The organism is Polynucleobacter brandtiae (assembly GCF_002797575.1).
In the GTDB taxonomy this organism is placed as follows: Bacteria; Pseudomonadota; Gammaproteobacteria; order Burkholderiales; family Burkholderiaceae; genus Polynucleobacter; species Polynucleobacter brandtiae.
Genome location: NZ_PGTX01000003.1, coordinates 90,902 through 103,249, shown reverse-complemented (window position 1 = coordinate 103,249; position 12,348 = coordinate 90,902). Strand labels below are relative to the sequence as shown.

Annotated in this window: 12 protein-coding genes; 5 read left to right on the top strand and 7 right to left on the bottom strand. The window is 46.9% G+C overall.

Annotated features, from left to right (window positions below; all coding sequences use genetic code 11):
* The gene (locus tag B0G85_RS06615) at positions 1-906 is read right to left on the bottom strand and encodes an NAD kinase (RefSeq protein ID WP_100379668.1); all 906 of its coding nucleotides are present in this window, start codon (positions 904-906) and stop codon (positions 1-3) included.
* Between the two features lie 37 nt (positions 907-943).
* Between B0G85_RS06615 and hrcA the strand changes: the two genes are divergently transcribed.
* The 5 genes from hrcA to dnaJ all read left to right on the top strand — a co-directional run bounded on the left by hrcA (position 944) and on the right by dnaJ (position 7,009).
* Positions 944-1,954, top strand: a complete 1,011-nt coding sequence (hrcA, locus tag B0G85_RS06610) for a heat-inducible transcriptional repressor HrcA (protein ID WP_100379667.1) — start codon at positions 944-946, stop codon at positions 1,952-1,954.
* 21 nt (positions 1,955-1,975) lie between these two features.
* On the top strand, positions 1,976-3,070 hold the full coding sequence (hemH, locus tag B0G85_RS06605) for a ferrochelatase (protein WP_100379666.1): 1,095 nt from the start codon (positions 1,976-1,978) through the stop codon (positions 3,068-3,070).
* Between the two features lie 81 nt (positions 3,071-3,151).
* Positions 3,152-3,700, top strand: a complete 549-nt coding sequence (gene grpE / locus B0G85_RS06600) for a nucleotide exchange factor GrpE (protein ID WP_100379665.1) — start codon at positions 3,152-3,154, stop codon at positions 3,698-3,700.
* 144 nt (positions 3,701-3,844) lie between these two features.
* Positions 3,845-5,785 carry a molecular chaperone DnaK gene (gene dnaK, locus B0G85_RS06595; protein ID WP_100379664.1) on the top strand — a complete coding sequence of 647 codons (1,941 nt, stop codon included), beginning with the start codon at positions 3,845-3,847 and terminating at the stop codon, positions 5,783-5,785.
* A gap of 99 nt (positions 5,786-5,884) precedes the next feature.
* A complete protein-coding gene (dnaJ, locus tag B0G85_RS06590) occupies positions 5,885-7,009 on the top strand; it encodes a molecular chaperone DnaJ (protein WP_100379663.1) in 1,125 nt (374 codons plus the stop codon).
* A 14-nt stretch (positions 7,010-7,023) separates the two neighbouring features.
* On the opposite strand, the gene panB is transcribed toward dnaJ, so the two are convergent.
* The 6 genes from panB to B0G85_RS06560 form a co-directional block, all read right to left on the bottom strand.
* Positions 7,024-7,839: a 3-methyl-2-oxobutanoate hydroxymethyltransferase gene (panB, locus tag B0G85_RS06585; protein ID WP_100379662.1), complete on the bottom strand. Its 816-nt coding sequence runs from the start codon at positions 7,837-7,839 to the stop codon at positions 7,024-7,026.
* 17 nt (positions 7,840-7,856) lie between these two features.
* Positions 7,857-8,384, bottom strand: a complete 528-nt coding sequence (gene folK / locus B0G85_RS06580) for a 2-amino-4-hydroxy-6-hydroxymethyldihydropteridine diphosphokinase (protein ID WP_100379661.1) — start codon at positions 8,382-8,384, stop codon at positions 7,857-7,859.
* 72 nt (positions 8,385-8,456) lie between these two features.
* Positions 8,457-9,857, bottom strand: a complete 1,401-nt coding sequence (gene pcnB / locus B0G85_RS06575) for a polynucleotide adenylyltransferase PcnB (protein WP_100379660.1) — start codon at positions 9,855-9,857, stop codon at positions 8,457-8,459.
* Complete coding sequence (locus B0G85_RS06570) at positions 9,854-10,534, bottom strand: histidinol-phosphatase (protein ID WP_100379659.1); 681 nt, start codon at positions 10,532-10,534, stop codon at positions 9,854-9,856. The genes pcnB and B0G85_RS06570 overlap by 4 nt, the downstream gene beginning before the upstream one ends.
* Positions 10,535-10,540: 6 nt before the next feature.
* Positions 10,541-11,299: a DnaA regulatory inactivator Hda gene (hda, locus tag B0G85_RS06565; RefSeq protein ID WP_100379658.1), complete on the bottom strand. Its 759-nt coding sequence runs from the start codon at positions 11,297-11,299 to the stop codon at positions 10,541-10,543.
* 12 nt (positions 11,300-11,311) lie between these two features.
* Complete coding sequence (locus tag B0G85_RS06560; RefSeq protein ID WP_100379657.1) at positions 11,312-12,301, bottom strand: AI-2E family transporter; 990 nt, start codon at positions 12,299-12,301, stop codon at positions 11,312-11,314.
* Between the last annotated feature and the right edge of the window lie 47 nt (positions 12,302-12,348).

The window sequence follows — 12,348 nt, the reverse complement described above, 5'->3', positions numbered from 1 at the left end:
TCAGAATGTCGATGGATACTCATTCCAATGTAACTTTTCTCGCAAAGTTTTGTAGTCACTATGAGCACGCGGATGCAGTAGGGTGATTGTTTTTTCGGACTGACGTACTTGGATCGTGTCACCAGTTTGCAGATGCGTTTGGGATTGCATATCAAAGTTCACAATAATTTCTCTACCGTCCACCACTTCAATGCTCACCATGATGTCTTGTGGCAAAACAATGGGGCGATTGGATAGAGAGTGCGGTGCTATAGGCGCCAATAAAATACCCGCTACTCGGGGATGCAAAATTGGACCACCCGCTGATAAGGCATAGGCGGTCGAGCCAGTAGGGGTAGAGATAATCAAACCATCAGATCGTAGGTTATACATAAAAGAGCCGTTGACTTTAACCGCCAGTCCCACCATGCCAGAAATTCCGGAGCGGTTCACAACAACATCATTCAGGGCTAAGGAGCGATTGATTTCCTCGCCATTGCGAAGTACTACTGCGGCTAATAAAGTCCTGGTATCAGCCTCATATTCCCCGGCAATAATTTGGGGAAGAATCGTTTGGACACTCTGAATAGGAATATCAGTCATGTAACCCAGGCGACCCATATTGATACCTACCAAGGGGACTTGACTGCCTGCTAGCTGTCGCCCAATGCCAAGCATGGTGCCGTCACCACCCAATACAACGGCTAAATCGATGGCTCCAGCAAATGTCTCAATTTTTTTAGTGGGGTAGGCGGTTAGGCTGAGATGAGCCGCTGTTGAGGCTTCTATGAAGATCTCGCAACCCTGTTGCCCCAGTAGCTTTGCCAGGTCACCAAGGTGCTCTTGCATGCCATCAGCCTGATATTTGCCGACAAGCGCAACCCGGCTAAATGCCTTTTTGATGGAATTTGGGGATGGGCTTAACATATGGTGATTAAACCATACGCATAAAATCCCTTCCACTATGGACGATCGTTCCCGCGCCTTACTTAAAACACTCATCGAGCGATACATCGAGGAGGGTCAACCTATTGGCTCGCGAACCCTCTCCCGATTCTCTGGATTAGACCTATCTGCAGCCACCATTCGCAATGTGATGGCTGATTTAGAGGATATGGGCCTAGTGACTAGCCCCCATACCTCTGCTGGACGTATTCCGACCCCACGTGGCTACCGCTTGTTTGTTGATACCATGGTAACCGTGCGCCCCCTAGAGGAGATCGCTGCCCGCGAGGTAGAAAAAGGGCTTTTGCCGGATTCTCCCCAAAGAATGCTGAACTCAGCAGCGCAGATTTTGTCTAATTTGACGCATTTTGCCGGGGTTGTGATGACGCCTAAGCGGGCTCAGGTTTTTAAGCATATTGAATTTATGCGCTTAGGCGAAGGCAAAATTTTGCTAATTATGGTGACCCCTGAGGGTGACGTCCAAAATCGGATTTTGCCAACAACGCAAGATTACACACCAAGCCAACTAGTCGAAGCTGGAAATTACATCAATGCACAGTTTGCCGGCAAGAGCTTTGCGCAGGTTCGCGCGCATCTCGTTTCAGATCTTGATAACTTACGCACGGATATTTCAGGATTAATGGCATTAGCATTGCATAGTGGCGTGAGTGACTATGGGATGGGTCAGGGCGATATGCTGCTCTCAGGAGAGCGTCGCTTGTTAAATGTAGGTGATCTCAGCGCCAATTTGGATAAGTTACGCAAAATGTTCGATATGTTAGAGCAGAAGTCCGTATTGATGCAATTATTAGACATCTCTAGCCATGCAGATGGCATCCAAATTTTTATTGGTGGTGAGAGTGATTTGTTGCCTTATGAGGATTTGGCCGTTATCAGTGCACCTTATAGTGTTGATGGTCAGATCGTCGGCACCTTGGGTGTAATTGGCCCCACTCGTATGGCCTATGATCGTGTTATTCCGATTGTCGACATCACCTCTAAATTATTATCCGGTGCGTTAAGCTCCTAATTTAATCAAGATAGGCCTTTTGTGAATTCAAACCCCCATTTACGCTCTACCAAAACAGCCGTATTGTTGTTAAACCTAGGGACTCCTGATGCGCCTACTGCAAAAGCAGTTAGAGCTTATTTAAAAGAATTCTTATCCGATCCCCGCGTAGTAGAAATTCCGCGTGTGATTTGGTGGTGTATCTTGAATGGCATCATTTTGCCTATTCGCAGTGGTGCTTCGGCCAAAAAATATGCTTCTATTTGGCTACCTAAATTGGGCTCACCTTTGATGCATTACTCACGCCTACAGGCGAAAGAATTGGGTGAAAAATTTGCTGAGCATGGACAAGTAGTTTTAGTGGATTTGGCGATGCGCTATGGTCAGCCCTCTACGCAGCATGTCCTTGAGGCCTTAAAGGCGCAGGGTATGGAGCGACTTTTACTGCTCCCACTCTATCCACAATATTCAGCAACAACTTCGGCCTCTAGTTTTGATGAGGTATTTCGAGTGCTTAGTACTTGGCGCGATCAACCAGAATTGCGTCTCATCAAGCACTACCATGACAACCCAGCCTATATTTCGGCTTTACGTGATCAAGTGCTAGGCGCTTGGGATAAAAATGGTCGCCCAGATTTTGATAAAGGCGATCGCTTGGTAATGTCATTTCATGGTCTGCCCAAAAGAAATCTAATGAAGGGTGACCCCTACCACTGCGAGTGCTTGAAAACAGGCCGCTTGCTGGGTGAATCTTTAGGACTGGTATCGGGCCAATATTTAGTCACTTTTCAGTCTCGTTTTGGAAGGGCTGAATGGCTTAAGCCATATACCGCTCCAGCAATTGAGCAGCTGGGTAAAGAGGGCTGTCAAAGAATTGATATTTTCTGCCCTGGATTTCCGGCGGACTGTCTTGAAACTCTGGAGGAGATCGCAATGGAAGCGCGCGAGATTTTCTTAGAGCATGGCGGAAAAGATTACCGCTATATCCCCTGCTTAAATAGCAGCCCCAAATGGATTGAGGCGATGTACGAGATTGCTCATCAGCATTTAGCCGGCTGGCCATTGGGTGTGGAATCTGAAATAACTTTAGCAGAGCGCGATCGTCTAGCGGAGTTAGCTAAAGCGAGTATTACTTGAATTTAAGGCACTTGAAATGGAGCGACTAAGCCCCATATTTACTAAAAGCAACCATTCTTATTTAAAAGTGAATTCGTAACTATGACCCAAGAAATACCAAATCCGTCACCTGATCAGGAAAGCGTCGCCGATCAAGCTCAGGCAGAGATCAGTCCCGAGAATATCGAGGTAAAAACGCCAGAGCAGGAAATTGCAGAGCTCAATCAAAAATTGACGGAGATGCAAGATACTTACTTGCGCGCCAAGGCTGAAGGTGAAAACATTCGTCGCCGTGCTGCTGATGATGTAACAAAAGCGCATAAATTTGCAATTGAGGGTTTCGCTGAGCATCTTGTGCCTGTAGCCGATAGCCTGTATGCCGCACTTACCGCTGAGGCAGTCGATGCCAAGGCCTTTAAAGAGGGTTTAGAAATTACCCTCAAACAGTTGTTATCTGCCTTCGAAAAAGGCCGTATGACTGAATTAAACCCGGCTGTGGGCGAGAAGTTTGACCCGCACCACCACCAAGCGATTGCATCCATCGCTTCGGATCAAGAGGCTAATACCGTGATTTCAGTTCTCCAAAGAGGATATTCCATTGCAGATCGGATTTTGCGCCCTGCCCTAGTGACGGTCAGCGCACCCAAGTAAAGCAAAAAAAGTCGGCAAAAAAGGCAGATTTCTGCCTTTTTTGCTCTTTTGGCCCCTTGAAATACTTCTTTTTGACCCAATTTAACCTTTATCGATGTATTCATTGTTTTACGAAACGACACATTACTTAATTTTGGAGCTGTTATGGGAAAGATTATCGGAATTGACTTGGGAACCACGAATTCGTGCGTTTCTGTTGTAGAAAATAATGCACCTAAGGTGCTGGAAAATGCTGAGGGCGGACGTACAACCCCATCTATCATCGCCTACGTTGAAGATGGCGAAGTATTGGTTGGCGCTCCCGCAAAACGCCAATCAGTAACCAATCCAACAAACACAATTTATGCGGTAAAGCGTTTGATGGGTCGCAAATTTACCGATAAAGAAGTGCAAAAAGATATTGGCCTCATGCCTTACAAGATTGTTCAAGCGGACAATGGCGACGCATGGGTTCAAGCGCGTGACAAAAAGATGGCGCCACAGCAAGTTTCTGCTGAAATTTTACGCAAAATGAAAAAGACGGCTGAAGACTATCTTGGTGAAGAAGTAACTGAGGCAGTCATTACGGTTCCGGCTTACTTTAATGATAGTCAGCGTCAGGCGACTAAAGACGCGGGTCGTATTGCGGGTTTAGATGTGAAGCGCATCATTAATGAGCCTACTGCAGCGGCATTGGCTTTTGGCTTGGACAAGCAAGACAAGGTAGATCGCAAGATCGCTGTATATGACTTGGGTGGCGGTACCTTTGACGTATCTATCATTGAGATTGCGAACGTAGATGGCGAGAAGCAGTTTGAAGTGCTCTCAACTAACGGCGATACTTTTTTGGGTGGTGAAGACTTTGATCAGCACATCATCGATTGGATCATTACTGAGTTTAAAAAAGAGCAAGGCGTTGATTTAAGTAAAGACGTATTGGCACTACAGCGCTTGAAAGATGCTGCTGAAAAAGCCAAGATCGAATTGTCGTCTGCCCAGCAAACAGAAATTAACTTACCTTATGTGACTGCAGATGCTAGTGGTCCGAAGCATTTAAACCTCAAGTTAACGCGTGCTAAGTTGGAGTCATTAGTAGAAGAATTGATTAACCGCACGGCAGGTCCTTGCTTAACTGCGATTAAAGATGCGGGCGTTAATCCTGCTGATATTGACGATGTCATCTTGGTGGGTGGTCAGACCCGTATGCCTGCTGTTCAGGACAAGGTCAAAGAAATTTTTGGTAAAGAGCCACGTAAAGACGTTAACCCAGATGAGGCAGTAGCTGTCGGTGCTGCGATTCAGGGTTCCGTGTTGTCTGGTGATCGCAAAGACGTATTGCTCTTGGATGTAACCCCATTGTCATTGGGTATTGAAACCTTAGGCGGTGTGATGACTAAGATGATTCCGAAGAATACGACTATTCCTACTAAGCATTCGCAGGTCTATTCCACGGCGGAAGATAATCAGCCAGCAGTAACCATTAAGTGCTTTCAAGGTGAGCGGGAAATTGCGCTTGCTAACAAATTGTTAGGTGAATTTAACTTAGAAGGTATTGCTCCAGCTACTCGCGGTATGCCGCAAATTGAAGTGACTTTTGATATTGATGCCAACGGTATTTTGCATGTCACCGCAAAAGACAAAACCACAGGCAAAGAGAACAAGATCACTATTAAGGCGAACTCTGGTTTGACTGAAGAGGAAATTCAGCGCATGGTAAAAGATGCTGAGGCAAATGCGGATGAAGATAAAAAAGCCTTGGAATTAGTTAGTGCACGCAATACGGCTGATGCTTTAGCGCACTCTACTAGAAAAGCTTTAGAAGAGCATGGGGCAAGTCTTGAGGCTACTGAAAAAGAGGCCATTGAAGCTGCTCTAAAAGAGCTTGATGAAGCCATCAAAGGTAGTGATAAAGCAGTGATTGAAGCAAAAACTGAGGCATTGGGTACGGCAAGTCAGAAGCTTGGTGAAAAAGCCATGGCTGCCGAACAGGCTAAGGCTGGTGGCGCTCCTGGTGCAGCTCCTGGCGGTACTCAAGGTGGTCAGGGCCCTGCTCCAGATGCGGACGTTGTTGATGCCGACTTTAAAGAGGTTGATGACAAAAAGTAAGATCAGTTTTTTGTGATCTATCCACGTAATTTAGAAGTAATTTAATAACAAGTCGGCCTAGTGCCGACTTGTGTCATTCAGGTTGTTGAGAGGAATGCTGTGTCTAAAAGTAAACGCGATTATTACGAGGTATTGGGTGTAGCAAAAGGCTCTAGTGACGAAGAGCTTAAGAAGGCGTATCGAAAGATGGCGATGAAACACCATCCCGATCGCAACCCGGACAGTAAAACGGCCGAAGCGCAATTTAAAGAAGTCAAGGAAGCTTACGAAACATTAACAGACCCCAATAAGCGCGCGGCTTACGACCAGTATGGACACGCAGGATTAGATCAGTCTATGGGTGGCGGTGGCTTTGGCGGCGGTGGCTTTTCAGATGCTTTTGGCGATATCTTTGGCGACATTTTTGGTCAAGGTGGCGGTCGCCAATCTGGACCACAGGTCTACAAGGGTGCTGATTTACGCTACAACATGGAAATTACCCTTGAGCAGGCGGCTGAAGGTTACACCACCCAAATTCGGGTGCCTAGTTGGAGTGACTGCAAGCCTTGTAAGGGCTCAGGCGCAGAGCCAGGTAGCAAGCCAGAAAGATGTACCACTTGCGACGGCCACGGTCAGGTCAGGGTGCAGCAAGGCTTCTTCTCTATGCAGCAGACTTGTCCTAAGTGTCGTGGCGCTGGTGAATACATTCCAAAGCCATGCAAAACCTGCCATGGCAGCGGTAAACATAAAGAGCAAAAGACGCTAGAGATTAAGATTCCTGGCGGCATTGATGATGGTATGCGAGTTCGGTCGGTCGGCAACGGTGAGCCTGGTGTCAATGGTGGGCCTTCTGGCGATCTTTATGTGGAGGTCAGAGTCAAACCTCACAAAGTATTTGAGCGTGACGGTAGCGATTTGCATGTTCAGATGCCCATTTCCTTTGCAACAGCAACAATTGGTGGCGATATTGAGGTGCCAACCCTCTCGGGGCGTGTAGAGTTTCCAATACCTGAGGGTACTCAAACCGGCAAAACGTTCCGCCTACGCAGCAAAGGCATCAAAGGTCTACGGTCTTCCTTAGTTGGGGATCTTTTTGTGCACATCGCAGTCGAGACACCAGTTAAGCTTACGGATGAGCAGAAAAATTTGCTACAGAAATTCGATGAGAGTCTGAAAACCGGGGGTAACAAACACAACCCGCATCAGCAAGGTTGGTTTGACGGGGTGAAGAGCTTCTTCAGTTAGATCTAGAAAGATACTTATCCGGCAAAGCCATGTTCGGGTCCAGGGAACCTTCCTGATTTCACTTCGCGAACATAGGCTTTGATTGCAGACTCAATGGAGCTATTGCCATCCATAAAGTTTTTGACAAACTTAGGCGGCTTGCCCGGGCTCATCCCCAGCATATCCTGCAATACCAACACTTGACCAGAACAATTCGGGCCTGCACCAATACCAATCGTCGGAATCGAGACAGATTCTGTAATCAGCTTTCCCAATGAGGAGGGAATAGCCTCTAACACAATCATTTGAGCGCCCGCCTGCTCACAGGCGATTGCCTGCTCAAGCATAAGACTGGCTGCATCTTTCGATTTCCCTTGTACCTTGTAGCCACCTAAAAGGTGAACAGATTGCGGTAAGAGGCCTAAATGGGCGCAGACAGGAACGCTTCGCTCCACTAAATATTGAATCACTTCGACTTGCCAATCGCCGCCTTCGAGTTTCACCATATCAGCACCGGCTCGCATGAGTTCTGCTGCGGAATCTAATGCTTGCATTGGATCGCCATAGCTGGCAAAGGGAAGGTCGGCTATAACAAATGCCTGAGTATTGGCACGGGCTACGCATTGCGTGTGATAAGCCATATGCTCAACGGTAACTGGCGTAGTGCTATGGTGACCTTGTATCACGTTACCCAGTGAGTCACCAATTAGGATGACCTCAATTGCGCAGCGATTTAATAAAGCAGACATTGTTGAGTCGTATGCCGTCAACATCGTTATTTTTTCACCCTCAGCATGGAGTGTGAGCAGTTTGGAAATCGTGATTGGCTTATCGCCTTGTAAGTAACCCATGGCGTGAGTTTAATGAATTAATGCGCCTGAGGTCCATAAACTGGTTGTTCATCGCTACTGCAGTTGCGGCAAGCGAGTTTTTCAATACGCTGGTCTGCCACATTCGGTAGAAATGCCTTAAGTTCACCTAGGTTCGGTAAAAAGAAATCAGGGGCAATTTCCAGCAAAGGTAACAGCACAAAAGAGCGTTCAATGATTCTGGGGTGGGGAAGCGTTAAATCAGAATCTTCCTGAGATACCCCTTCAAAAGAAAGGATATCTAAATCTAGGGTTCGCGGCGCATTGGTGTATGGGCGCTCGCGACCAAATTCCTGCTCTACTGCTTGGCACACATAAAGCAGGCCATAAGGGCTTAACTCAGTCTCAATTTCGATTACCGCATTAATGAAATCATTGCCTGTAGCCTGGAATGGGGCACTTTGGTAAAGGCAGCTTTTCTTAACAATTTGAAGTTCACGGCGCTGGGCGAGGCAAATAATCGCATCTGCAATGAACTGACGTGTGTCACCAATATTGCCGCCAAATCCAATAAAAGCTCGTGCCATACGTATTCCAAACAGTAAAAAAGTTGATTAATTGGTATTAAAAAGACTTTACAGAGTTTTTCTCAAGTCTGCTTAGCTTGCCGTATCTTCAGAAGGCGCTGCTATTTTGGCTTTTCTGCGCCGACGCCGCTTGGCTGGTGCAGCAGGATTGCCACTATCGTTCTTCACGTTTGCCATTAAGGCATCTTGACCTGTAGGGTCAGCGCCGATGAAGTCGGTCCACCATTGGCCTAAAGCAGGGTTTTGCTCTCCATTGGCGCAGCGGAGCAGCAAAAAGTCATAACCCGCTCTAAAACGTGGTGATTCAATCAGGCGATATGGGTAGCGACCTACACGCTTTTCAAAGCGGGGCTGCATAGACCAAATTTCTCGCATATCGCTCTCAAAGCGTCTTTGAATCGTCATACCATTACTTTGGCTGGCAATCGTTTCATCCATAGCATCATGAAGTGCGGGAATATTAGAAAGTCCTGCTGCGATATTCTTTTTCCAGTTGCTCAAGAGGTCTGGCCATAGCAAGGTAGCAAATAAGAATCCAGCGGATACGCTTTTGCCTGACTGAATGCGATGATCCGTGTTCTCTAGGGCAATACGTACAAAGTCTTTAGCTTCTTTAGAGCTTACTTTGTTATCCAAAATAGAATCAAGCAGCGGAAGTAGTCCGTGATGTAATCCTGCATTACGCAGACCCTGTATGGCTGCCCAGGAATAGCCTGACATCAAGAGCTTTAGAATTTCATCAAAGAGACGTGCTGACGGGACATCCTGTATGAGTTTGCCTAACTGAGCGATCGGTGCATGTGTTGCGGTATCCAAGGTAAACCCGGTTTTTGCAGCAAAACGAATAGCACGCAACATGCGAATCGGATCTTCTCGATACCGTTTTGCTGGCTCTCCAATCATGCGCAAGGTTTTCTTTTGCATATCGGCCATGCCGCCGTGGTAATCAAGGACAGTTTCGGTGGCTGGGTCGTAGTACATTGCATTGATTGTGAAATCACGGCGTGCAGCATCTTCATGCTGACTTCCCCATACGTTGTCTCGTAAAATGCGGCCATTTTCTGCAACATGCTCACCAGCGTTTTCTAGTAAAGCTCTAAAGGTAGAGACTTCAATAATTTCTGGCTGGCTTTTACCGAAGAAAGTTACGTGCACAATCTGAAAGCGTCGACCAATTAAGCGAGATTTACGAAATAGTTTTTGAACTTGCTCGGGTGTTGCATTGGTTGCCACATCAAAATCCTTAGGGCCAATGCCTAGAGCAAGATCTCTTACTGCGCCCCCTACAATGAAGGCATCATAACCAGCCTGCTGCAAAGTATGCGTGACTTTAACGGCATTTTTAGAGAGTAGGTTTGGGTCAATGCGATGGGATTTTTTAGGCACCCGTTTTGGTGCGCCAGAAGTATGGGCTACGGTATGTCGCACCATAGGGTCACGACGCAAAATACGGTTAATCAATTTTGTAATCATGCAAACAGTTCAAGTATGGGCCAATGACGCTTCAAGGCTTCGTTGCGTAGTCGAGTATCTGGATTAGTAGCAACAGGGTTGCTTACACTTTCCAGGAGTGGTAAATCGTTCATGGAGTCTGAATAAAAATAACTGCAAGGTAGCTGATCTAGTACTAAATGCTGACTAGTAAGCCAATCATGCACTCGGTGGATTTTACCTTCTCGAAAATTCGGAATTCCCTGAACTTCGCCGGTGAAGGCTGCCAGGGGGTCCCCTCCTAATGTGGCTGGTTCGGTTGCAAGTAAATGCTCAATACCAAAGCTTTCTACGATGGGGCGCGTTACAAAGCTATTAGTAGCTGTTACTACACAACATAAGTCCCCGGCATCTTGATGGCGCTTCACTAAATCAAGAGCCTGTTGACGCACTTGGCCGGTAATTACTTCTTGCATAAAAGCATCATGCCACTCTTTGAGTTGAGCGCGAGAGTGCTGCGAAAGTGGCTTTAGGGCAAAGCGTAAAAATGCCTGAATGTCGAGTGTGCCTTCTTTATAGTCTTGATAGAAGCGCTCATTTTGCTGGGCATAGTATTGACTATCGACTACGCCAATGCGCGCCAAGAATTGACCCCACTCGTAGTCGCTGTCGCAAGGCAACAGGGTATGGTCAAGGTCGAATAGGGCAAGTCGGGTCATGAATATTTATTTCGTTTCTAAAAGCGTTCTTACTAGCGGAAGGGTGACAGCACGTTTGGTCTCTAGGGAATATGCATCCAAAGCATCGATTAAGGCCATTAAGCTAGGCATATCGCGATAAAAATGATTGAGTAACCAAGGCAAGACCTCTGGTGACAAAACTAAGCCCCGAGCTTGCGCTGACTGCTCTAAGGCTTGTATTTTCTCATCATCTCCCAATGCATGGGTCTGAAACACCAAACCCCATCCCAGGCGGGTACGCAGGTCTTCCCTCAACTTTAGGGCGCCCGGAGCTGCGTTGCCCGCCATAAAAATATACATTGCTTGGCTAGCTTGAACGGCATTCAAAATACGAAACAGGGAGGCAACTAGGCGGTCATTCAAGCAATCCACATCATCTACAGTGATGACGGACGCCGAATGGCTGGCGCCAAGGTTTGTCAGTTGATCCTCTAATTTGACCCAGGTGCTAGGTTCATTTGGGTTCAATGCAAAGTGCTGGAAACCGAGTACTTGCGCTGCATTGGCTAGGCTATCTAATAGGTGCGTGCGTCCTGAGCCCTCTGCGCCCCACCAATACATCCAGCGTTGATTGAGGGCATTTTCTCCGGCTGGTCTAGCTTGCTTTAATTCCCAAGCTTTCACTACATCTTGGAGTGTGGAGTGGAGAGCAGCATTTTCCCCAGTCAAAAAATTACTGAGGCTGGGTTTAGGTGCTTGGGCAATATCAAGCGCAAATTGGCGTGGTAGCAGATCTTTATTCATTACTGCGATGATTTATCGTTGATACCAGGTGCTTTGCGTATAGCGAGACCAGGCGTACTGAAGAACCACTAATCCGACTGCGCTAATGGGTAGGGCAAGCAGGATGCCAAAAAACCCAAATAATTTACCGAATAAGAGTAGGGCGAAGAGTACTGCTACGGGGTGCAAGCCAATACGTTCACCGACAAGACGGGGCGTTAGAAAGAAGCCCTCTAAAAATTGTCCTAGGCTGTAAATAATGAGCACACCAAGTAACTCATTTCCAGGGCCAAATTGAAGAAGCGCAGCAAAGACGGCTAGGGTGAAGCCAATCGTAATGCCGATGTAAGGAATCACGATCATGAGGGCCGTAAATACGCCAAGTGCGATGGCGCCTTTAATTCCAAGAAAACTCAAGCCGGCACTATAAAAAACAGACATGATGGAGATCACGATGATCATGCCCCTTAGATACTGTGACAACAAGCCATCTGCATGCATTGCTAGATGGTGGACGGTTTCTTGCGCGCGTACAGGCATCAATTTTTTAATTAAGCTAAAAAAATGATCCCAGTCGATTAATAAATAAAACATGACAAACAGAATCAACACGGCATTGACAAAGCCGGCGATAACAGAGCTGCCTGACATCAGCACGGTTTCTACCGTAGAGGACATCAGTGCGTCAGAATTGTCGTTTAGATGCTCCGTAATTTTCTGGGATGCAGTCGCTTTGAGTTGGCTCCAGTCAAAAGTGACATGAAATTGCGTTAATTTGGGCTCAAGCCAGGCTTGTGTGTTCTGGAGCCAGTCAGGAAATTGGGTTTTGATGAGCGGAATCTCTGTTTTGAGGAGCGTAATAAACAGGCTCAAGATGCAAAACACGATTCCCAGACCAATAATCATGGCGATTCCAGCGGCAGCTGCGCGAGGCAGGCGATGGCGTTCAAGCCATAGGGAAAAAGGGCGCAGAGCGTACGCCAAAATAAATGCGGTCAGAAAAGGGGTAAAAATTTCAGTCATCTTACTTGAATCCTCTAGAATTCAATGATTCTAACGACCAAGCCCTG